We start from the raw sequence: 20215 nt of genomic DNA, 5'->3' as shown, positions 1-20215 counted from the left end.
CAGTCGGCACGCCGTATGCGCACCCTCGCGCGTGAACGATACAGATGATTGGAGATTTACCGATGAAACGACGTATCAGTCCCTTGCCGGCCCTGCTTTTCGCTGCACTGTTGCCTGCGTTGCAGGTGCAGGCCGATGAGAGCAGCCACGCCGGGCACGGCGCGATGAACATGATGGATCATGGGCCGGAGCAAAAGCCCTGGGGGATCACCGGGCAGGGCGCCAAGGTCGATCGCACCGTGGAGATTCGCATGGGCGACAACATGCGCTTCACGCCGCAGAAGTTACAGGTCAGACAGGGAGAGACCATCCGCTTCGTTCATCACAACGATGGCAGGCTGATGCACGAGTTCGTCCTGGGAACGCGGCAGACGCTGGATGAGCATGCCGCCGAGATGCTCAAGGGGCCGGGCATGGCGCACGGCGAGGCGTATATGGCGCATGTGGCGCCAGCGGCACAGGGCGAGATGATCTGGACGTTCAACCGAGTTGGCGAATTCGAGTTCGCCTGCCTGATCGCCGGACATTATCAGGCTGGTATGCGCGGCAGCATCGAGGTGCTGGCTGATTAAGACAGGGTAGGGGAAGGCCGCGACCCAGATGGGGTCGCGGCCGCACTCTGAATCAGTTCAGAGCGTCGGTCAGGGCCTTGGCAGGCACCAGTTTGACCACTTTCTTGGCAGCGATTTCGATGCTCTTGCCAGTCTGCGGGTTGCGGCCGGTACGGGCGGGACGCTCGCTCACTTTCAGTTTGCCGACGCCCGGCAGGGTGATCTCACCGTCGTTTTCCAGCGCGTCGCCGACAATTTCGCCCAGCTGATCGATCAGGGTGCGGACGGTGGCTTTCGGCAGGGAAACGGCCTCGGCCAGGTCGCTGATCAGTTGGTCTTTGGTGATTGCCATGATGTAACTCCGTTTGCAGGTGAGAGGCTCGGCGCGGCAGATATGAGGCTGCACCGCCGAAAACGTGGGAAAGCTAGCACAAAAGGGATCGCTCGGCAGTGCCTGACAGGTTTTGCCGATAGGGCTTAGTGTCGCATCGGTCCCTGTGGTTCCGGTGCGCGAGCAAAAAACCTCGCCCGCTACGGGCGGGCGATGGGGCGTCATTCTGGCAAGGTTCGGCGCGACCTGACGAAGCTGGACTAAGCTACAGGTACCTGCCTAATGCTGGAGTGCCACCATGTTACGCGTCTTCGCTGATTTGGGTTTTCGCTGGAAGATTGCCGTACCCATTCTGTTGCTCGCCGCGCTTCTGGTGGCCATGGGCACGCTGGGGATGCGCGGCATTACCCAGGTCGCAGAGTCCAGCACCACGCTGACCAATCGGCATCTGCCGGCTATCAGCCTGCTGCTCAATGCCGACCGCGACTTGTACCAGGCCTTCGTCGCCGAGCGCAGCCTGCTCGACGAGGACTCCGGTTCGCACGCTGCGGTTCTGCGCGCCGCGCATGCCGAGAACCTGCAGCAGGCTTATGACCGTGTGCACAAGTTCGCTGACCTGAAACCGGGCAGCGAGGCGCTGGCGCTGGTGGCCGAGTTCGACCGTGGCTACGAACGCTGGAAGGCGACCTCGCTACGTGTATTGGACATGGCCAGCAGTGATCCCAATGCCGCCAGCCGGCTGAGCTTTTCCGACAGCGAAGCGCAGTTCGAAGAAGCGCGCAGCGCCATCGACAAGCTGGGTGAGCTGGAAGACAACGCCGCCAACGCCGTTGGCAGCGAAGCCATCGTTCGCGGTGAGGCGCTGATCTGGCAGCAGGGGCTGATCATCGCCATCGGCCTGCTGGTGTGCCTGCTGCTGGTGGTGGGCTTCCCGCTGCTGGTGACCCGTCCGCTGCACAGCCTGCTGCACCGCATCGAACAGATCGCCGATGGCGATGGCGACCTGCGCGTGCGCCTGGATGTGCTGTCCAAGGACGAACTGGGCAAGCTCAGCCATGCCTTCAATCGCTTTCTCGACAAGTTGCAGCCGCTGATCAAGGAAGTGGGGCGTGTGACCGGCGAGGTCGCTGATTCGGCCAAGAGTCTGGCAGGCATGGCGGCCGCCAATGATCGGCTGATCAGCAGCGAGCACGCGGCGGTGGATCAGGTCAGTACTGCCGCCACGGAGATGAGCGTGGCGGTGCACGAGGTGGCGCGTAACGCGCAGAACGCTGCCGATGCTGCGCGGCAGGCTGAGGTGCAGTCGCGCGAAGGTGCCGGAGTGGTGGGCGCGACCATTCACTCCATTCGCCAGTTGGCCCAGGAAGTGGAAAGTGCCTCCGACACGATCCAGACCCTGGAGCAGGAAACCGCCAACATCGGCGCGGTGCTGGCGGTGATCAAGGGCATCGCGGACCAGACCAACCTGTTGGCATTGAACGCGGCCATCGAGGCGGCTCGGGCCGGCGAGCAAGGGCGTGGCTTCGCCGTGGTCGCTGACGAGGTAAGGGCGCTGGCGGCACGGACCCAGGAGTCGACCAAGGATATCCAGCAGATGATCGAGCGCCTGCAAGCCGGAGTGCAGAACGCGGTCAAGGCCACGCACTCGGGCAGTGCCCGAGCGCGGCAGAGTGTGGAGCAGGCGGCCGGTGTCGATCAGGCGTTGAGCGTGACCGGCGATTCGGTGCAGCGCATCAACGACATGGCCGCCCAGATCGCCACTGCCTGCGAGGAGCAGAGCAGCGTCACCGAAGAGATCGCCCGCAACATCAGTGATATTCGCGACCTGTCCAACGAAGCGGCGCAGACCTCCGAACAAAGCACACTGGCTAGCCAGCACCTGTCGGAACTGTCCCTTGGCCTGGCCCAGTTGGTGGGGCGTTTTCGGGTGTGACGTGCGCGGCGACGTATCTAAGTGTTTGAAGCGGTTGTAAGTTTGCGTTTAGTCGTTACAATGGCGCGGCCCGTCGCAATGACGGGCAGCGTTATGGTGGCCCTGCCGGTCCCCTCGCAACGATTACCCGTTAACCTGGTCAGGCCCGGAAGGGAGCAGCCACAGCGGGAACATTGTGTGCCGGGGTGTGGCTGGTAGGGTCCACCTCCAGTCTTTCATCTCCCGATTTCTCTGACGCTTCCAGCCAGTTATGTGGCAGGCGGTGTGTCGTTCTCTTCGCTGTTGCCATCGCTTCCCTGGGCCCTGAATGCATTGCGCCCACCGGGCGTGAGCCACGGCAGGCGCAATGATCGGCAAGGCTGCGGGTATCAGCGGAACGCTGGCACCACGTGCTTGATGAACAGTTCCAGCGATTTCTTCTTCTCGGCGTAGGGCAGGCTGTTGTCGGCCCAGAAACTGAACTCGTCGACGCCCAGTTCCTGGTAGTGGCGGATGCGCGCGATGATTTCCTCTGGGGTGCCGATCATGGTGTTCTTGCGAATATTCTCCAGCTCGAACTCCGGGCGCTCCTTGAATTTCTCTTCCGGGCTCGGCGGCAACAGGCCGTTGACCGGCGTCTGCTTGTTGCCGAACCAGGCGTCGAAGGTGCGATAGAAGCGCGAGATGGCTTCGGCGCCGATCTTCCAGCCCTGCGGGTCGTCTGCGCTGTGCACATGGGTATGGCGCAGCACCATCAGTTGTGGGCGCGGCACGCTCGGGTTGTTGGCCAGGGCAGTTTCGAACTTGTTCTTAAGATCCACGACTTCTTCGTCGCCTTTCATCAACGGCGTGACCATCACGTTGCAGCCATTGGCGACGGCAAAGTTGTGCGAATCGGGGTCGCGTGCGGCGATCCACATCGGCGGAGTCGGTTTCTGCAGCGGGCGAGGCGAGGATGTGGCGGTGGGGAATTTCCAGATCTCGCCCTCATGGGCGACGTCGCCCTGCCACAGGGCCTTGACCACCGGCACCATCTCGCGCAGGTACTTGCCGCCGTCAGTGGCGGGCATGCCGTTCATCATGCGATCGAATTCGTACTGGTAGGCGCCGCGAGCCAGGCCGACTTCCATGCGCCCGTTACTGATCACGTCGAGCAGGGCGCATTCACCGGCCACGCGGATGGGGTGCCAGAACGGCGCGATGATGGTGCCGGCGCCCAGGTGGATGGTGGTGGTACGGGCGGCCAGGTAGGCCAGGAGCGGCATGGGGCTGGGGGAGATGGTGTACTCCATGGCGTGGTGTTCGCCGATCCATACGGTGGAGAAGCCGCCTGCCTCGGCCATGAGCGTCAGCTCGGTCAGTTCATCGAATAGTTGGCGATGGCCGACCTGTTCGTCGTAGCGCTCCATATGAACGAACAAAGAGAATTTCATGCTGCTGTCCTCGAGTCTGTGATTGGGCTGCCGGGGGCGGCGTCGAAGCGTGCGTTGCGCTTCTGGTTGGATGGGCCGCTACGTCGGCCGGGTGCTATGCAAGGCGGCGTCGATCGCTATATATTGGTATACCATAATACGGAATATCTGCAAGGGTTCCGATTGATCCTCAATACAAAGGACAGCTCATGAGCATCAAGCACAAACTGGTGATGATCTTCGCCGCCATCGCCAGCCTTCCGGTGATTCTGGTCGCGATCCTGGTGGTCGTTAACCTGCGACAGGCAGCCAGTGAGGATTTCATCGATGGCAGCGGACGCGAGATTCGGCAGGTGGAGAACGCCATGCGCCTGTTCTTCGAAGGTATCGAGCAGAATGTCGATTACCTGGCCAAGCATCCGCAGCTTGCCGCCATCGATGCGGGGCTCAAACGCTACCTGGCCGCCGACGCAGCCAGCCAGCCCGAGGGCGCGCAGGATCGTGCCGTGTTCGAGCTGTTCGCCGGCCTGGCTAACAGTCATCCGGGTTATGCCTATGTTTCCCTCGGTACCACTGAGGGCGGCTACGCGTTTTGGCCGGGTGATCCGAACCTGAGCAGTTACGATCCGCGTACGCGGCCCTGGTATCAGCGGGCGATGGCGCAGCCGGACAAGACCCTGCGCACCGAGGCTTACTACTGGGCAGCCGACGATGTGGTACTGGTCAGCACCGTGCGCAGTTTCGCCAACCGTCTGGGGCAGCAGGGTGGCGTGGTCAACATCGACGTTTCCCTGCGCCAGCTCACCGACATCGTCAAGCAGATCAAGCTGGGCCAGAGTGGCTATCTGATGCTGATGGAGCGCAACGGCACCGTGCTGGTCGATCCGAGCCAGCCCGAGCATAACTTCAAGGCGCTCAAGGATCTCGGCCCCGGTTATGCCGAGCTGGCCGCGACGCGCAGTGGTTCGGTGGAACTGGTCCTCAATGGCGAGGCTTACATGGCCAACGTCTACTCATCGGACAGCCTGGGCTGGCAGTTCGTCGGTCTGGTCAAGAAGAGCGAGGTGATGGCCAGCGCCACACGCCTGACCTGGATCATCGTCTCCCTGGCGGCCATCGTGGCGCTGGCCTTCGCTACCCTGGGTGCACTGTTCGCCGGCATGATCGTGCGCCCGATCCAGGCAGTGGCCACGGGCCTCGAAGGTATCGCGCAAGGTGAGGGCGACCTGACCAACGAACTGACGGTGCGCGGTCGCGATGAAACCGCGCAGCTCGCGGGCTGGTTCAATCAGTTCCTTGCGGCCATTCGCGACATGATTCTCAGCATCGGCCAGGCAGCGAAGAGCATCCACAGCAGTTCGAGCAGCTCGGCCGGGGTCGCCCAGGAGCTGGAAGATGTGGCGGCGCGCCAGCGCGAGGCCGTGGACATGGTGTCGACCGCGTTCCACGAGATGGTCATGACCGCCAACGAGGTGGCGCGTGCCTGCTCCGAGGCGGCGGGTTCGGCCGATGCCGGTCAGCGCCAGGCGCATGCCGGACAGCAACAGATTCAGGCCTCGGCCGATAGCGTTACGCGTCTGAGCGATGAAATCGCACGTTCGGTGCAGTCGATGCAGCAACTGGAGCAGGACAGCGACTCGATCCAGTCGATTTTGGGCACCATCCGCGCCATCGCCGAGCAAACCAACCTGCTGGCGCTCAACGCGGCCATCGAGGCGGCACGTGCCGGCGAGCAGGGCCGCGGTTTCGCCGTGGTGGCCGACGAGGTGCGGGCGCTGGCCAAGCGCTCTTCCGACGCTACCGAGGAGATCGACGGTCTGCTTGGCAACCTGGCCCGACGCACCCAGGACACGGCGCGACAGATGCACGCCAGCCTCGATGTGTCGCGGCAGACGGTCAACGCCATGGGTGAGGCGCGCTCCAGTTTCGAGACGATCCGCGATGCGGTGGACAACATCCGCGACATGAGTACGCAGATCGCCACCGCCGCCGAGGAGCAGCATCAGGTGGCCGAGGACATCAATCGCCACATCAGCCAGATCCACGGCGATTCGCAGCAGGTCGCCGAGCTGGCCAGCTCCACCAGCAGCGAGGCGAAGACCATGACGGCGCTGTCCGACGAGTTGAATGCGTTGGTGCGTCGCTTCAAGACCTGAGGAGGGCGAGCGCCTGGGCGCTCGTGCAACAGACGCGACCACCCCTCGGGGTGGTCGCACAGAGGGTCAGGCGATGGCCGCCAGCGCGCCCATCTTGCCGCGGCAATAGACCATCGGTGCCGGGCTTTGCTCGGGGACGATCAGGTTCTTCACCGCGCCGACCAGGATGGCATGGTCGCCGCCTTCATACTCACGCCACAGCTCGCATTCGATGATCGCCGTGGCGCCCGCCAGCAGCGGATTACCCAGTTCGCTCAACGTCCATTCGATACCCTGAGCCTTCTCCTTGCCCTTCTTGGCGAAGGCGTAGGCCTCATGCTGCTGCTCGGCAGAAAGCAGGTGGATGGCGAAGCGCTGCCTGCGGATCAGTGCCGGGTAGGAGTCCGAGCTGTAGTTGGGGCAGAACAGCACCAGAGCCGGATCCAGCGACAGGGCGCTGAAAGCGCTGGCGGTCAGACCGACGACCTGGCCGTCTTCGTCCAGGGTGGTGATGACGGTAACGCCGGAGGGGAAGGCGCCCATGACTTTCTTGTAGGTATCGGGGTGAATCATCGCAGTGGCCTCTGAATGAACTGCTGAGGTATTACGATAATATGGTATACCAAAAAGGTGGGCGCGCAAGTCCTCGAATGCTGGCGCTATTGCTCCTGCCACGCGTACCAGCGCTTGCTGATGGACGCGCCGTTGCGGCTCCAGTACTTGAAGTTGAGGGTGATCTGGCCCGCTTCGTGTGAGCTCGGCAGCTCCTTGGCGAGCTTGGCCGGGATCAGGGCGGCACTGCCCAGGTTGACGGGGGCATAGCCGCTGCGTGTGGCGAAGTCGGCCTGAGGCGCGGCGCTGGAGGCAAAGCCAAGGAAACGCTTGGCGGCGTCCTTGTTGCGCGAACCGCGAGGAATGACCAGGAAGTCACCCGTGACCAGGTTCTGCTGCCAGTCGATGCCTACGCTTGCACCTTCGCGTTGCAAAGCGCTGACCCGACCGTTCCAGAACATGCCGAGGCTGGCCTGGCCAGAGGCCAACAATTGTTGTGACTGATCGCCGCTGCCCCACCAGACGATGTCCTTCTTGATGGTGTCGAGCTTCTTGAAGGCGCGGTCGAGATCCAGCGGATAGAGCGCTTCGGGCGCGACGCCGTCGGCCAGCAGGGCCATCTCCAGCACACCCGGACTTGGCCATTTGTACAGGGCGCGTTTGCCGGGGTGGCGTTCGAGGTCGAACAACGCCGACCAGCCGGAGGGAGTCTCGCTCAGGGACTGGGTGTTGTAGCCGAGAATGAAGGAGAAGTAGAACGAGCCGACACCATAGATGGTGACGAAGCGTGGATCGATCTGGCGCTGGGCGACCTGTTTCAGGTCCAGAGGCTCCAACAGGCCTTCACGTCCGGCGCGCAGGGCGAAGTCGGCTTCGACGTCGACCACGTCCCAGGTTACGTCGCCGCTCTCGACCATCTTGCGAAAGCTTTCGTAGTCCGTCGGGCCGGCCTGCTTGATGCGGATGCCGGTTTCACGTTCGAACGGCACGGCCCAGGCTTGTTCCTGAGCGTCCTGAGTAGAGCCGCCCCAACTGACGAACGTCAGGGTCTGTTGCTCGGCCTGTGCCGAATTGAACTGGCAGGCGGCGATCAGCGCCCCCACTGCCAACAGCCTATTGTTCATGTGACCCCTCCCTTTCTATGGGTACAGCTCAGAAATATCCCGGTACACCTTCCTGCATTGCTCTACCTGTTGCAGCCACTGGATTTGTGCGGTCTTGCCGCGATTGTCGGACAGGCGCAACAGCGCCTTGTCTAATGCATGCTTCGCCGGCGTGAAGTCAAACGCCAATGTGATCTTTGTGACGTTTAGCCTGTTTCAGCACTATCGGCGCCGCCCTGGCAGACGGCGCCGAGTTTTGCCTGTGGATCAGTGACTGCCAGCGCCCTTGAGCAGGTCGCTTTCGTTCCATTCGCTGTACACGCAGCTCTCCGCGGCCTGCCAGCGTACTCGTATGGGGCTGCCTGGCTGGGGAGTGGCGCCTGCGCCGGACAACGCCTTGAGCGTCATGCGGGTGCCGCCTGCGGTGATCACGCTGCAGGTCAGGCTGTCGCCGAGGAAGACCATTTCCTCGACCCGTGCAGCGATCTCGTTGCAGCCTGCCGGCAGTGGCGTGTGTTCCGCTTCCTGCTGGGTCAGCAGGGTGGCTTTCTCGGGGCGCACCATCACTATCACGTCCTGGCCGTCATGCAGGTTGGCAGTCGGGCGGATGGCCAGCGCCTGGTTCTCGAACGTGGCCGCCGCCGCGCCTTGCGCCTTGGCCCGGAGGAAGTTGGAGTTGCCGAGAAAGGACGCGACGAAGGCGTTCGGCGGGTTCTGGTACAGGTCGTAGCCGCTGCCCAGGCCGACGATCTTGCCGTGGCTGAAGATGGCGATGCGCTGCGACAGGCGCATGGCTTCTTCCTGGTCGTGGGTGACGTAGACGATGGTGATGCCGAGGCGGCGGTGCAGATGGCGCAATTCGTCCTGCAGGTCCTCGCGCAGCTTCTTGTCCAGTGCGCCGAGCGGCTCGTCCATCAGCAGGATGCGCGGCTCGTAGACCAGCGCGCGGGCGATGGCCACACGTTGTTGCTGACCGCCGGAGAGCTGCGCCGGGCGACGGTGGGCGAAGGGCTCGAGTTGCACCAGCTTGAGCATGGCGTCGACCCGCTTGGCGATCTCGGCAGCGCCCAGTTTGCGGATGGTCAGCGGGAAGGCGATGTTGTCGCGCACGTCGAGGTGCGGGAACAGCGAATAGCGCTGGAACACCATGCCGATGCCGCGTTTGTGCGGCGGCACGTTGATCAGCGATTTGCCTTCCACCAGGATTTCCCCGGAGCTGGGCGTCTCGAAGCCGGCGAGCATCGACAGCGTGGTGCTCTTGCCCGAGCCGCTGGAGCCGAGGAAGGTAAGGAACTCGCCTTCCTGAATATCCAGGTTGATGTTGTCGACGGCGGCGAAGTCGCCGTAGTGCTTGTTCAGATCACGCAGGCTGACCAGCGGCGCCTGGGGGGATTGTTCTTGGAGCACGGCACTCATCTCGCTTACCTCGTGGGTCAGGCGCGGTGTTCGCTGCGCCGGCGGACGACGGCGGCAACGATCATGATCAATAGGGAAAGCCCGATCAGCAGCGTCGAAGCGACGGCGATCACCGGGGTCAGGTCCTGGCGCAGGGTCGTCCACATCTTCACCGGCAGGGTCTGCAGGCTGGGGCTGGCCATCATCACGCTCAGCACCACCTCATCCCACGACACCAGAAAGGCGAACAGCGCGCCGGCCATCATGCCGGGGCGGATCGCCGGGAACGTGACCTTGACGATGGCCTGCAGGCGCGAGGCGCCACAGATCACCGCGGCATCCTCGATGGACTGGTCGAACAGCTTCAGCGAGTTGATGATCGAGATGATGGTGAAGGGCAGGGCAACGATCACGTGGCTGATCACGAAGGCCAGCAGCGTGCCGGTGTAGCCGAGCTTGAGAAACAGCGCGTACACGGCCACGGCGATGATCACCAGCGGCACGATCATCGGCAGCGTGAACAGTGCGTACAGCAGCTCACGGCCCGGGAATTTGCCACGTACCAGGGCGAAGGCGCAGGGCAGACCCAGTGCCACCGCGCAGACAGTAGTCAGCAGCGCGACCTTGAGGCTGGTGTAGGCGGCCTGCATCCAGTCTGGGTTGGAGAAGAACTGTTCGTACCATTTCAGCGTCCAGCCTGGTGGCGGGAAGACCAGCCACTGTGAGGAACCGAACGACAGCAGCACGATGAAGACGATGGGCAGCAGCAGGAATGCGGCGATGGCAGCTGTGGTCAGGAACAGGCCCGCGCGCAGGCGCGGTCCCATGGCATTGGGTGAAAGCAGCATGACTTACCTCGCAGTGCTGGAGGCGACCGGAGATTCCGGCTGCAGCTTCAGATAGGCGTAGAACAGCAACAGGGTGATGGCGATCAGCAACGCGGCGGCGGCACTGGCCAGGCCCCAGTTGAGGAAGGATTGCACCTGCTGAATGATGAATTCCGGCAGCATCATGTTCTGTGCGCCGCCGAGCAGCGCCGGGGTCACGTAGTAGCCCAGGGACATTACGAATACCATCAGCCCGCCCGAGAACAGGCCGGGACGGCACAGCGGGAGGAACACGCGGAAGAAGTTGCTCCACGGGCTGGCGCCGCAGATCGAGCCGGCCTGCAGCACCATTGGATCGATGGCGCTCATGGTGGCCTGCAGCGGCAGCACGATGAATGGAATCATGATGTAGCTCATGCCGATCACCACGCCGGTCAGGTTGTGCACCATTTCCAGTGGCTGGTCGATCAACCCGGCCCACATCAGGACCGAGTTGATGACGCCCGAGCCCTGCAGCAGCACCAGCCAGGCATAGGTACGTGCCAGCAGGCTGGTCCACATCGACAGCAGGACGATGCTCAGCAGCCAGCGTCCCCAGCCGCGCGGCACCAGGGTGATCACCCAGGCCAGCGGGAAGCCCAGCAGCACGCTGATCAGGGTGACCAGACCGGCCACCATGAAGGTATTGAGCAGTACCCGTGAGTAGGCCGAGTTGGCGAACAGAGCTTCGTAGTTGGCCAGCCCTGGCTCGGGTTCCAGCACGCCGCGCAACAGCAACCCGACCAGCGGGGCGATGAAACACAGCATCAGGAACAGCAGCGCCGGCAGCAGAGGGGAGGCCCCCCGCCAGCGCTGCAGGCGAGCCGGGCGGCTTGCGCCGCCGGCGGGTGACTGAGTCAACGGCGCGGCGGCGATTTTCATTTGACCAGCCACTCGTTCCAGCGCGCGGCGATCTCGTTCCCGTGCTCGGCCCAGTAGGCGAAGTCCAGGGTCACCTGATCGGCGGCATGGGCGGTCGGCAGGCTGGGGGCCAGCTCAGGCTCCAACTGGTTGACCGAGTCGAGGTTGACCGGCGCGTAGGCGGTCAGGTTGGCGAACTCGGCCTGGCCAGCAGCGCCGCTGGCGGTGGCCAGGAACTTCATGGCTGCGTCCTTGTTCTTGGCGCCCTTGGGGATGACCAGGAAATCGGCCATGACCAGGTTCTGTTTCCAGCTCACGCCAACCGAGGCACCTTCCTGCTCCAGGGCATGGATGCGGCCGTTCCAGAACTGGCCCAGACTGACTTCGCCGGAGGCCAGCAGTTGCTGCGACTGGGCGCCACCGCCCCACCAGACGATGTCCTTCTTGATGGTGTCGAGTTTCTTGAAGGCGCGGTCGAGGTCTAGCGGGTAGAGCTTGTCAGGCGTCACGCCATCTGCCAGCAGGGCAAGTTCCAGCACGCCCGGGCTCGGCCACTTGTACAGCGCGCGCTTGCCGGGGTAGGTGGCGGTGTCGAACAGAGCGGACCAGTCCTGCGGCTGCTGGTTACCCAGGCGGCGCGCGTTGTAACCGAGCACGAAGGAGAAGAAGAAGGAGCCGACACCGTGGTCGGAGACGAAGCGCGGGTCGATGCGGTCGCGCTGGATCACGCTGAAGTCGAGGGGCTCGAGCAGGCCTTCGCGGGCGGCGCGCAGGGCGAAGTCCGCTTCTACGTCGACCACGTCCCACTGTACGTTGCCGCTGTCGACCATGGCTTTGAGCTTGCCATAGTCTGTGGGACCATCCTGCAGCACCTTGATCCCGGTTTCCTGGGTGAAGGGTTCGGCCCAGGCGCTCTTCTGTGCATCCTGGGTGGTACCACCCCAACTGACGAAGCTGAGGCTTTCGCTGGCCGTGGCTGCCGTGGCGGCCAGACCCATGATCGCGGCGCCTATGACCGTGTTGAACGTCTTCTTGAACACCATCTTGCTTGCCCTCGTTTGTTGTGTTTTTACGCAAGCGGGCACTTTTTTTGCCCGCTTTTCAGGGAGCAGTCAGCCATTGAGGCTTCTTGAAGCTTGGCCGTGTCCGAGCGTTTTTTCTTGTTGCTCTTGCTGACTTGAACGTCAGACAACAATCTCGGCCTATGGAATATCATATTATGGTATTCCAAACTTTCTGCAAGTCCGTAATCGCATCCTGATGTCAGGCGTTGGGCTGCGCCGATCGATGGCGCATGGGTTCAGCCTTCGAACGGGACGTTCTCCAGCACTTCCAGATCGTAGCCAGTCAGGCCCGCGTACTTCAGTGGTGGGCCGAGGTGGCGCAGCTTGCCGACGCCGAGATCCTGCAAGATCTGGGCACCGGTACCGACTTCGGAATAGATGCGTGACTGTGAACGGTTGAACTGGCGACGCGGCTGCGTCAATTGCGGGACGCGCTCGAGCAGTGCCTGCGAGGATTCGCTGTTGGCCAGCACCACCACCACGCCGTGACCGGTTTCGGCGACCTTTTGCAGGGCGGCCCAGAGCGTCCAGTTCTTCGGTCCGTTGTACTCGGCGCCGACCAGGTCACGCAGCGGATCGATTACGTGGACACGCACCAGGGTGGGTTGGTCGCGCTGAATGTCGCCCATGACCATGGCCATGTGCACGCCGCCTTCGATGCGGTCCTCGAAGGTGACCAGGCGGAAAGTGCCATGCACCGTCGGCAGTTCGCGCTCGCCGATGCGCTCGACCGTGTGCTCGGTACTCAGCCGGTAGTGGATGAGGTCGGCGATGGTGCCGATCTTGATGCCATGCCGGGCAGCGAACGCTTCCAGGTCCGGACGGCGGGCCATGCTGCCGTCGTCGTTCATGACTTCGACGATCACCGATGCCGGGCTGAAACCGGCCAGGTGGGCCAGGTCGCAACCCGCTTCGGTGTGTCCTGCACGGGTCAGCACGCCGCCTTCACGGGCGCGCAGGGGGAAGATATGGCCCGGTTGCACCAGGTCGTCCGCCACGGCGCCGGGGGCTACGGCGGTCAGTACCGTATGGCAGCGGTCGGCGGCGGAAATGCCGGTGGTCACGCCCTGCGCCGCTTCGATGGAAATGGTGAACGCCGTGCTGTAGGCGCTGCCGTTGGCGGGCACCATCTGTTCGAGGCCCAGGCGCTGGCAGTGCGCTTCGGTCAGGGTCAGGCAGATCAGTCCGCGGGCCTCGCGGGCCATGAAGTTGATCGCGGCGGGCGTGCATTTTTCAGCGGCCAGCAGCAGGTCGCCTTCGTTCTCGCGATCCTCGTCGTCGACCAGCAGCACCATCTTGCCCTGGCGGTAGTCTTCGATGATTTCTTCGATGGAATTGAACGGCATGGCGGGCACCTGATGAAGGAGAGTGTTGGTTTGTGGTATACCATAATACATATTCAACGCAAACCGCGGAGGTGAAGATGAAGGCTTACTGGATCGCGCATGTGGATGTGACGGATGCGCAGCAATACGGCGAGTACACCCGCCGTGCGCCGCTGGCCTTTGCGCAGTACGGCGGGCGCTTCCTGGCCCGGGGCGGGCGTTCGCAGGTGCTGGAGGGCGGCGAGACGCCACAACGCAGCGTGGTCATCGAGTTCGACTCCTATGAACAGGCGCTGGCTTGCTATCGCTCGGCCGAGTATCAGGAGGCTTGCGTGCATCGCCAGGGCGTGGCGAACGCACAAGTGATCATCGTCGAGGGCGTCGAGGCGTAGGTTCTGCGCGGTCTGGCGCGTCTGCCCGGCGGCAGGGTAGAGGGGCGCTTGCCGGCAGCGGGATCTGGCGTCGGTTACGGCTCAGATCCGCACTCCGCAACTGGCGGGATCAGCGGATGAAATGCACCTTGCCGGTGTCGTCATTGCCCATGTAGATGCCGTAGACACCGGCCTGGCGCTCCTCGATGTAGCGCTCGAGAATCTGCCGGATGGCCGGGTAATAGATGGCATCCCAGGGGATTTCCTCGGGCGCGAAGAAGCGGTAGTCCATGGTTTCCGGCCCGTGCTCGCCAGTGATCTCCAGCGCGCAGGCGCGAAAGATGATGTAGACCTCGCTGATACGCGGCACGCTGAAAATGGAGTAGGGCGAGAGGATCTCGGCGCGCACGCCGGACTCTTCCCAGACTTCGCGCAGGGCTGCCTGCTCGGTGGTTTCGCCGTTTTCCATGAAGCCGGCTGGCAAGGTCCAGGTGCCGGGGCGCGGCGGTATGGCGCGCTGGCACAATAGGTATTTGCCGTCGCGCTCGATGATGCAGCCGGCAATGATCTTGGGGTTTTCGTAGTGGACGTAGTGGCAGCCACCACAGATCAGTCGCGCATGCGTGTCCCCTTCCGGTTGCCGGTGGCTCAGCTCGGCTGAGCCACACTGCGGGCAGAAACGCGGGGCCGGCATGGCATCAGCGTCCTATGCGCGGCTCTTGCAGGGCGATGGGGGTGACGAAGTCGCGCGGCTCACCCGGCTCGGCCTGTTTGGAACGCAGGTAGTCCAGCGCGACCTTGGCCGCGGCACGGACGTGATCGACCGAGGCCTGGTGAGCGGCCAGCGGATCACCGCTCTTGATCGCCTCGACCATGCGCTCCATTTCCTTGTTGCTGGTGCCGCGGCGATTGGCCTGCGATACCGAAGTGGCGCGCAGATAGCTGATGCGCGCCTGCAGTTGACGTAGCTGAGTCGCGGCGATCTGGTTGCCGGAGCCCTCCAGGAGCACGTCGTAGAAGCCTTGCACCGAGTCGAGCACCTGCGGCAGGTCGCCACCTTCGAGCGTCTTGCGATTGTCTTCCAGCGCCTTTTCCAGGGCACGGATGTCCTTGGGCTTGGCATTGAGGGTGAACAGCTGGACGATCAGGCCTTCGAGCACGCAGCGCAGCTCGTAGATGTCGCGTGCATCTTCCAGAGTGATGATGGCCACGCGCGGGCCCTTGCTGCCGGCGAATTCCACCAGGCCTTCGGACTCCAGATGGCGCAGCGCTTCGCGTACCGAGGTACGGCTTACTCCCAGGCGCTCGCAGAGGTCGCGCTCCACCAGGCGATCACCCGGCAGCAATTGGAAGTTCATGATGGCGCTACGCAACTTGTCGAGCACGATTTCGCGCAGGGTGACGGGGTTGCGATTGACCTTGAAGCTGTCGTCGAGTGGCAGGCGTTTCATAGGGTCCGCTCTGGTGTGTCTATCCGTAGAAAAACAACGAAGGAGCACCCGCGGGTGCTCCTTCATCAGTTCTGCTGGCCTTGTTCTTCTGCCTCCGCTTCGGCGAAGGCTTCCCGAGCGATGCGGAAGCTGTCCACTGCTGCGGGAACACCGCAGTAGATGCCGACCTGCAGCAGTATCTCGCGGATCTGCTCGCGGCTGAGGCCGTTGCGCAGGGCGCCGCGAATGTGCAGTTTCAGCTCGTGCGGGCGATTAAGGGCCGAAATCATGGCCAAGTTTATCATGCTGCGTTCTTTCAGCGATAAGCCGTCGCGGCCCCAGACATGCCCCCAGCAGTACTCGGTGACCAGCTCCTGCAGCGGTCGGTTGAAGTCGTCGGCGTTCTCGATGGATTTGTTGACGTAGGCCTCGCCCAGCACCTGAGTGCGAATGGCCAGGCCCTTCTCGTACTTCTCGTTGCTCATCTGCTCGTCCTTCTGTGGTTACAGGCCACCCATGAGGGTGTATTTGATCTCCAGATAATCGTCGATGCCGTACTTCGAGCCTTCGCGGCCCAGGCCTGACGATTTGACGCCGCCGAATGGGGCGACCTCGGTGGAGATCAACCCTTCGTTGATGCCGACCATGCCATATTCCAGTGCCTCGCTCATACGCCAGGCGCGGCCCAGATCGCGGGTATAGCAGTAGGCAGCCAGGCCGTATTCGGTGTCATTGGCCTGTCGAACCGCTGCGTCCTCGTCGTGGAAGCGAAACACCGCTGCCAATGGGCCAAAGGTTTCCTCATGGGCGACCTTCATCTCGCTCGTGGCTCCGGCCAGCACTGTCGGCAGGAAGAAGCCGTGGCCCAGTGGGTGACGTTCGCCGCCGCACACCAGCCGGGCTCCCTTGCTCAGGGCGTCAGCCACATGATCTTCGACCTTCTGCACGGCGCGTTCGTTGATCAGCGGACCGAGCTTGACGCCGGCTGCGAAGCCATCGCCGATCGCCAGTTCGCCGACCCGCTCGGCCAGGCGTGCGACGAAGGCATCGTGGATGCCGTCCTGAACCAGGAAGCGGTTGACGCAGACACAGGTCTGGCCGTTGTTGCGGTACTTGGCGATCAGTGCGCCGTCGACGGCCTTCTCCAGGTCGGCATCGTCGAAGACGATGAACGGCGCGTTGCCGCCCAGCTCCAGCGACACCTTTTTCAGGGTGTTGGCCGACTGCGCCATCAGCAGCTTGCCGATGGGCGTGGAGCCGGTGAAGGAGAGCTTGCGTACCTGGGCGCTGGCGGTCAGCTCGCCACCGATGGCCACGGCGTCACCCGTGACCACATTGAGGATGCCGGCGGGTATGCCGGCTTGTTCGGCCAGGGCTGCGAGGGCGAGGGCGGTGAAGGGCGTTTCCGGTGCCGGTTTGACGATGCACGGACAGCCCGCGGCCAGGGCTGGGCCGACCTTGCGGGTGATCATCGCCGCCGGGAAGTTCCACGGTGTGATCGCCGCGACCACGCCGATCGGCTCCTTGCTCACGACGATGCGCGCATCGCCCTTGTGGCTGGGAATGGTGTCGCCGTAGATGCGCTTGGCTTCCTCTGCGAACCACTCGATGAAGCTCGCTGCATAGAGGATTTCGCCCTTGGCTTCGGCCAGCGGCTTGCCCTGCTCCTGGGTGAGGATCTGTGCCAGGGCGTCGGCACTTTCGAGGATCAGCTCGTGCCAGCGCTTGAGCAGGCTGCTGCGCTGCTTGGCGGTCAGCGTCCGCCAGGCTGGCCAGGCGCGGTTGGCGGCTGCGATGGCCAGGCGGGTTTCGGCGGCGCCCATGTTCGGCACCGTACCGATCTTCTGGCCATTGGCCGGGTTGAAGATGGTGCAGGTCGAGGCGTCCTCGGCATCGAGCCAGCGACCGTCGATGAAGGCCTGTTGGCGGAACAATGAGGTCATGACAGCTCCGTGAAAGTGGCGCATGAACAAAGGCTATGGCAGCTGTCGCAGGGCGCATGGCGCGCCCTGCGAGGCATAAGCCATCGAATAAAAAAGGCCGCTACCGAGGGGGGGCTGGCGCGGCCAAGGAAATCAGCTGATGTGCGGCAGGGCGCCCAGTTTGCCGCGGTGATAGACCATTGGCGTTACCTCCTGCTCGGGCAGGATCAGGTTCTGCACCGCGCCGACGATGATGGCGTGGTCGCCACCGTCGTATTCACGCCACAGTTCGCACTCGATGATGGCGGTGGCCTTCGACAGCAGCGGGTTGCCCAGTTCGCTCAGGTGCCACTCGATGCCCTTGCTCTTGTCCCTGCCTTTCTTGGCGAAGGCGTAGGCTTCGGCCTGCTGGTCGGCGCACAGCAGGTGGATGGCGAAACGCTTGCTGTCGCGCAGGATCGGGTAGGTGTCCGAAGCGTAGTTGGGGCAGAACAGCACCAGCGCCGGGTCGATGGACAGAGCGCTGAAGGCGCTGGCAGTGATGCCGACCATCTCTCCGTCGCTGTCCAGGGTGGTCACCACGGTGACGCCGGACGGGAAGGAGCCCATCACTTCTTTATAGATGCCGGGTTCGATCATGATGATGGCCTCTCAACGCATGACGAAGGGATCGGGCATGGGCGCCTGCGAGAGATTGATCCACACCGTTTTCAGTTCGGTATAGGCCAGCACCGAATCGATGCCGCTCTCGCGGCCGTAGCCGCTGTTGTTGAAGCCGCCGATGGGCGCCATGGCCGATACCGCGCGGTAGGTGTTGATCCAGATGATGCCCGAGCGCACGGCCTTGGCCATGCGATGGGCGCGGCCCAGGTCGCGCGTCCAGATGCCGGCGGCCAGGCCGAACTGCGAGTCGTTGGCCATGGCCAGTGCCTGGGCCTCGTCCTTGAAGCGGATCACCGAGGCCACGGGGCCAAAGACCTCTTCCTGCATGATCTTCATCGAGTGGTCGTCGCACTCGAACAGTGTCGGCTCGTAGTACCAGCCGTTGCCGTCGATTTGGGGGCGCTTGCCGCCCAGGCGCAGCCGGGCACCCTCGGCCAGGGCGTCGGCGACCAGCCCTTCGACCACGGCCAGTTGCTGCGCGGTGGCCATCGGGCCCATTTCGCTGGCGTCGTCCTGCGGATTGCCGATGCGGATGCGTTTGGCTCGTTCGACCAAACGCTCGACGAATTCGTCGTAGATCTCGTCCTGCACCAGCAGGCGCGAGCCGGCCACGCAGCTCTGCCCGGAGGCAGCATAGATCCCGGCTACGGCGCCGTTGATGGCGCTGTCCAGATCGGCGTCGGCGAAGATGATGTTCGGCGACTTGCCGCCCAGCTCCAGCGACAGCTTGGCGAAGTTCTCGGCGCTGGCGCGTACAACGTGGCGAGCGGTGGCGGCGCCGCCGGTAAAGGCAATCTTGCGTACCAGCGGGTGGCGGGTGAGGGCGGCCCCGGTGCTCGGGCCATAGCCGGTGACCACGTTGACCACACCAGCCGGGAAGCCGGCTTCGAGGGCCAGTCGGGCCAGCTCGAGGATGGTCGCCGAGGCGTGTTCGGATGGCTTGAGCACGATGGTGTTGCCAGCGGCCAGAGCCGGTGCCAGCTTGATCGCGGTGAGGTACAGCGGGCTGTTCCAGGGGATGATGCCGGCGACCACGCCAATCGGCTCGTGGGTGGTGTAGGCGAACATATCCGGCTTGTCGAGGGGCAGGGTGCCGCCTTCGAGCTTGTCGGCCAGGCCGGCGGTGTAATGGAAGAATTCCGGCAGGTAGCCGACCTGGCCACGGGTTTCGCGGATCAGCTTGCCGTTGTCGCGGCTTTCCAGCTGCGCCAGGTGTTCCTTGTTCTCGGCAATCAGGTCGCCCAGGCGGCGCAGCAGCTTGCCCCGAGCCGTGGCGCTGAGGCTGCGCCACACCTGGCTTTCGAAGGCTTTCTGGGCGGCCTGCACGGCACGCTCGACATCGTCTTCGCCGGCGTCGGGCAGCTCTGCCCAGGCTTCGGCCAGGGCCGGATTGAGGCTTTGGAAGGTCTTGCCGGACAGGGCATCGACCCACTGTCCGTCTATGCACATCTGGAAGCGTGCGAGTGTCATGCGACGATCCCTTTTGACTGGTTCTGGAAAGCCTGGGCCTGCTGCAGGAAATCCAGCAGCACCTGGTTGACCAGGCGTGGCGATTCCACCGGCATCATGTGCCGTTGCTCATCGAGTATGGCGACCTGGGCGCCGGGAATGTGCCCGGCCAGCTGGCGTGCCATTTCTGGCGTCGAGCCGGGGTCCAGTTCGCCAGTGGCGACCAGGGTCGGGGCCTGGATGCTGCCGAGGTCCTCGACACGGTACATGTCCTGAGTGGCGAACAGTTCGTAGGTGGTCAGATAGCCCTGCGGATCGTTGCCCGCCAGAGTCTGGCGAATGGCCGCCATCTGCGCCGGATTGGCCGCCTGGTATTCGCGGCTGAACCAGCGCGACAGTGCCGCCTCGGCATTGGCATCGGGGCCATGCTCGGCCGCCTGGCGGGTGCGCTCGATCACGCCGGCGCGCTGTTCGGCGCTGCGGTTGAACACACTGTTGAGAATCACCAGGCTGTCCAGCAACTGTCCATGGTGCAGGGCGAAGGCGCGAGCGACCAGCCCCCCCATGGAGAAACCGATGACGCTGACGCGCGGCAGTTCGAGGTGCTCGACCAGCTCGCGCAGTTGTTCGGCATAACCTTCCAGGCTGGTGCCGGGCGCCGGCAGTGGGCTGTCGCCATGGCCGAGCATGTCATAGGCGATGACCCGAAAGTGTGGCGCCAGGCCAACGATCTGGCCGCCCCACATTTCCTTGTTGAGGCCAACCCCGTGGATCAGCACCACGGGATGACCCTGGCCGGTCGCCAGGTAACTGGTGCCGGCTGGCGTGCGTTCAGCGGTGAGCCGAATCATTGCGTGCTCCTGCCCAAGGTTG

Annotated in this window: 19 protein-coding genes, 1 other RNA gene and 3 pseudogenes; 7 read left to right on the top strand and 16 right to left on the bottom strand. The window is 63.6% G+C overall.

From position 1 onward, the window contains the following. Positions 1-62: 62 nt before the first annotated feature. Complete coding sequence (locus tag ACN8M7_RS09755; RefSeq protein ID WP_490260609.1) at positions 63-572, top strand: cupredoxin domain-containing protein; 510 nt, start codon at positions 63-65, stop codon at positions 570-572. A gap of 52 nt (positions 573-624) precedes the next feature. On the opposite strand, the gene ACN8M7_RS09750 is transcribed toward ACN8M7_RS09755, so the two are convergent. After that, complete coding sequence (locus ACN8M7_RS09750; protein WP_037004832.1) at positions 625-903, bottom strand: HU family DNA-binding protein; 279 nt, start codon at positions 901-903, stop codon at positions 625-627. Positions 904-1180: 277 nt separating this feature from the next. Between ACN8M7_RS09750 and ACN8M7_RS09745 the strand changes: the two are divergent. From ACN8M7_RS09745 to ffs, 3 genes and pseudogenes are all read left to right on the top strand, one after another. Beyond that, positions 1181-1909 (top strand): annotated as a pseudogene (locus tag ACN8M7_RS09745) (MCP four helix bundle domain-containing protein); the annotation flags it as partial. Between the two features lie 126 nt (positions 1910-2035). Beyond that, entirely contained in the window at positions 2036-2815 is a 780-nt protein-coding gene (locus ACN8M7_RS09740) for a methyl-accepting chemotaxis protein (protein WP_490260747.1), read from the top strand. Positions 2816-2918: 103 nt separating this feature from the next. Next, positions 2919-3015: signal recognition particle sRNA small type (gene ffs, locus ACN8M7_RS09735), an RNA gene on the top strand. A 168-nt stretch (positions 3016-3183) separates the two neighbouring features. Here ffs and ACN8M7_RS09730 read toward each other — a convergent pair. Continuing rightward, positions 3184-4227 carry an LLM class flavin-dependent oxidoreductase gene (locus ACN8M7_RS09730; RefSeq protein ID WP_490260608.1) on the bottom strand — a complete coding sequence of 348 codons (1044 nt, stop codon included), beginning with the start codon at positions 4225-4227 and terminating at the stop codon, positions 3184-3186. 188 nt (positions 4228-4415) lie between these two features. Between ACN8M7_RS09730 and ACN8M7_RS09725 the strand changes: the two are divergent. Both ACN8M7_RS09725 and ACN8M7_RS09720 read left to right on the top strand, forming a co-directional pair. Then, positions 4416-5507 (top strand): annotated as a pseudogene (locus tag ACN8M7_RS09725) (cache domain-containing protein); the annotation flags it as partial. 318 nt (positions 5508-5825) lie between these two features. Further along, positions 5826-6362 (top strand): annotated as a pseudogene (locus ACN8M7_RS09720) (methyl-accepting chemotaxis protein); the annotation flags it as partial. A 66-nt stretch (positions 6363-6428) separates the two neighbouring features. Here the strand turns inward: ACN8M7_RS09720 and ACN8M7_RS09715 are convergent. The 7 genes from ACN8M7_RS09715 to ribBA form a co-directional block, all read right to left on the bottom strand. Next, on the bottom strand, positions 6429-6914 hold the full coding sequence (locus ACN8M7_RS09715) for a flavin reductase family protein (protein WP_061239062.1): 486 nt from the start codon (positions 6912-6914) through the stop codon (positions 6429-6431). Positions 6915-7000: 86 nt separating this feature from the next. After that, the gene (locus ACN8M7_RS09710) at positions 7001-8017 is read right to left on the bottom strand and encodes an ABC transporter substrate-binding protein (protein WP_061239063.1); all 1017 of its coding nucleotides are present in this window, start codon (positions 8015-8017) and stop codon (positions 7001-7003) included. Between the two features lie 246 nt (positions 8018-8263). Then, positions 8264-9412: an ABC transporter ATP-binding protein gene (locus ACN8M7_RS09705; RefSeq protein ID WP_490260607.1), complete on the bottom strand. Its 1149-nt coding sequence runs from the start codon at positions 9410-9412 to the stop codon at positions 8264-8266. A 17-nt stretch (positions 9413-9429) separates the two neighbouring features. Continuing rightward, entirely contained in the window at positions 9430-10239 is an 810-nt protein-coding gene (locus ACN8M7_RS09700; protein WP_061239065.1) for an ABC transporter permease, read from the bottom strand. 3 nt (positions 10240-10242) lie between these two features. After that, positions 10243-11139, bottom strand: a complete 897-nt coding sequence (locus ACN8M7_RS09695) for an ABC transporter permease (protein ID WP_490260606.1) — start codon at positions 11137-11139, stop codon at positions 10243-10245. Beyond that, positions 11136-12161, bottom strand: coding sequence for an ABC transporter substrate-binding protein (locus ACN8M7_RS09690; protein WP_061239067.1), 1026 nt, complete (start codon positions 12159-12161; stop codon positions 11136-11138). Before ACN8M7_RS09690 ends, ACN8M7_RS09695 begins: the two co-directional genes overlap by 4 nt. Before the next feature lie 257 nt (positions 12162-12418). After that, positions 12419-13528: a bifunctional 3,4-dihydroxy-2-butanone-4-phosphate synthase/GTP cyclohydrolase II gene (ribBA, locus tag ACN8M7_RS09685; RefSeq protein ID WP_490260605.1), complete on the bottom strand. Its 1110-nt coding sequence runs from the start codon at positions 13526-13528 to the stop codon at positions 12419-12421. Positions 13529-13605: 77 nt separating this feature from the next. Between ribBA and ACN8M7_RS09680 the strand changes: the two genes are divergently transcribed. Then, positions 13606-13899 (top strand): DUF1330 domain-containing protein, encoded by a 294-nt coding sequence (locus ACN8M7_RS09680; RefSeq protein WP_490260604.1) that lies wholly within the window; start codon positions 13606-13608, stop codon positions 13897-13899. A 109-nt stretch (positions 13900-14008) separates the two neighbouring features. Here ACN8M7_RS09680 and ACN8M7_RS09675 read toward each other — a convergent pair whose 3' ends face one another. The 7 genes from ACN8M7_RS09675 to ACN8M7_RS09645 form a co-directional block, all read right to left on the bottom strand. Beyond that, positions 14009-14572, bottom strand: a complete 564-nt coding sequence (locus ACN8M7_RS09675) for an NUDIX hydrolase (protein WP_061239070.1) — start codon at positions 14570-14572, stop codon at positions 14009-14011. Positions 14573-14576: 4 nt separating this feature from the next. After that, positions 14577-15329 (bottom strand): GntR family transcriptional regulator, encoded by a 753-nt coding sequence (locus ACN8M7_RS09670; protein ID WP_061239071.1) that lies wholly within the window; start codon positions 15327-15329, stop codon positions 14577-14579. A 65-nt stretch (positions 15330-15394) separates the two neighbouring features. Next, entirely contained in the window at positions 15395-15793 is a 399-nt protein-coding gene (locus ACN8M7_RS09665; RefSeq protein ID WP_061239072.1) for a carboxymuconolactone decarboxylase family protein, read from the bottom strand. A gap of 18 nt (positions 15794-15811) precedes the next feature. Continuing rightward, positions 15812-17251, bottom strand: a complete 1440-nt coding sequence (locus tag ACN8M7_RS09660) for an NAD-dependent succinate-semialdehyde dehydrogenase (protein WP_061239073.1) — start codon at positions 17249-17251, stop codon at positions 15812-15814. 132 nt (positions 17252-17383) lie between these two features. Then, complete coding sequence (locus tag ACN8M7_RS09655; protein WP_061239074.1) at positions 17384-17869, bottom strand: flavin reductase family protein; 486 nt, start codon at positions 17867-17869, stop codon at positions 17384-17386. A gap of 12 nt (positions 17870-17881) precedes the next feature. After that, positions 17882-19363 (bottom strand): aldehyde dehydrogenase, encoded by a 1482-nt coding sequence (locus ACN8M7_RS09650; protein WP_490260603.1) that lies wholly within the window; start codon positions 19361-19363, stop codon positions 17882-17884. Beyond that, the gene (locus ACN8M7_RS09645; RefSeq protein ID WP_490260602.1) at positions 19360-20193 is read right to left on the bottom strand and encodes an alpha/beta fold hydrolase; all 834 of its coding nucleotides are present in this window, start codon (positions 20191-20193) and stop codon (positions 19360-19362) included. Before ACN8M7_RS09645 ends, ACN8M7_RS09650 begins: the two co-directional genes overlap by 4 nt. Positions 20194-20215: the final 22 nt, after the last annotated feature.

This window comes from Pseudomonas spartinae (genome assembly GCF_965197125.1).
In the GTDB taxonomy this organism is placed as follows: Bacteria; Pseudomonadota; Gammaproteobacteria; order Pseudomonadales; family Pseudomonadaceae; genus Aquipseudomonas; species Aquipseudomonas composti_A.
The sequence above is the reverse complement of the archived record's forward strand: the minus strand, read 5'-3'. Positions and strand labels throughout refer to the sequence as shown.

Excerpts from the sequence above, each read along its gene's own strand:
- ACN8M7_RS09690 (WP_061239067.1), bottom strand. The coding sequence starts at position 12,161 with ATGGTGTTCAAGAAGACGTTCAACACGGTCATAGGCGCCGCGATCATG.
- ACN8M7_RS09645 (WP_490260602.1), bottom strand. The coding sequence starts at position 20,193 with ATGATTCGGCTCACCGCTGAACGCACGCCAGCCGGCACCAGTTACCTG.
- ACN8M7_RS09665 (WP_061239072.1), bottom strand. The coding sequence starts at position 15,793 with ATGAGCAACGAGAAGTACGAGAAGGGCCTGGCCATTCGCACTCAGGTG.
- ACN8M7_RS09670 (WP_061239071.1), bottom strand. The coding sequence starts at position 15,329 with ATGAAACGCCTGCCACTCGACGACAGCTTCAAGGTCAATCGCAACCCC.
- ACN8M7_RS09730 (WP_490260608.1), bottom strand. The coding sequence starts at position 4,227 with ATGAAATTCTCTTTGTTCGTTCATATGGAGCGCTACGACGAACAGGTC.
- ACN8M7_RS09715 (WP_061239062.1), bottom strand. The coding sequence starts at position 6,914 with ATGATTCACCCCGATACCTACAAGAAAGTCATGGGCGCCTTCCCCTCC.
- ACN8M7_RS09705 (WP_490260607.1), bottom strand. The coding sequence starts at position 9,412 with ATGAGTGCCGTGCTCCAAGAACAATCCCCCCAGGCGCCGCTGGTCAGC.
- ACN8M7_RS09650 (WP_490260603.1), bottom strand. The coding sequence starts at position 19,363 with ATGACACTCGCACGCTTCCAGATGTGCATAGACGGACAGTGGGTCGAT.
- ACN8M7_RS09695 (WP_490260606.1), bottom strand. The coding sequence starts at position 11,139 with ATGAAAATCGCCGCCGCGCCGTTGACTCAGTCACCCGCCGGCGGCGCA.
- ACN8M7_RS09675 (WP_061239070.1), bottom strand. The coding sequence starts at position 14,572 with ATGCCGGCCCCGCGTTTCTGCCCGCAGTGTGGCTCAGCCGAGCTGAGC.
- ACN8M7_RS09660 (WP_061239073.1), bottom strand. The coding sequence starts at position 17,251 with ATGACCTCATTGTTCCGCCAACAGGCCTTCATCGACGGTCGCTGGCTC.
- ACN8M7_RS09710 (WP_061239063.1), bottom strand. The coding sequence starts at position 8,017 with ATGAACAATAGGCTGTTGGCAGTGGGGGCGCTGATCGCCGCCTGCCAG.
- ribBA (WP_490260605.1), bottom strand. The coding sequence starts at position 13,528 with ATGCCGTTCAATTCCATCGAAGAAATCATCGAAGACTACCGCCAGGGC.
- ACN8M7_RS09740 (WP_490260747.1), top strand. The coding sequence starts at position 2,036 with ATGGCGGCCGCCAATGATCGGCTGATCAGCAGCGAGCACGCGGCGGTG.
- ACN8M7_RS09680 (WP_490260604.1), top strand. The coding sequence starts at position 13,606 with ATGAAGGCTTACTGGATCGCGCATGTGGATGTGACGGATGCGCAGCAA.
- ACN8M7_RS09755 (WP_490260609.1), top strand. The coding sequence starts at position 63 with ATGAAACGACGTATCAGTCCCTTGCCGGCCCTGCTTTTCGCTGCACTG.
- ACN8M7_RS09700 (WP_061239065.1), bottom strand. The coding sequence starts at position 10,239 with ATGCTGCTTTCACCCAATGCCATGGGACCGCGCCTGCGCGCGGGCCTG.
- ACN8M7_RS09655 (WP_061239074.1), bottom strand. The coding sequence starts at position 17,869 with ATGATCGAACCCGGCATCTATAAAGAAGTGATGGGCTCCTTCCCGTCC.
- ACN8M7_RS09750 (WP_037004832.1), bottom strand. The coding sequence starts at position 903 with ATGGCAATCACCAAAGACCAACTGATCAGCGACCTGGCCGAGGCCGTT.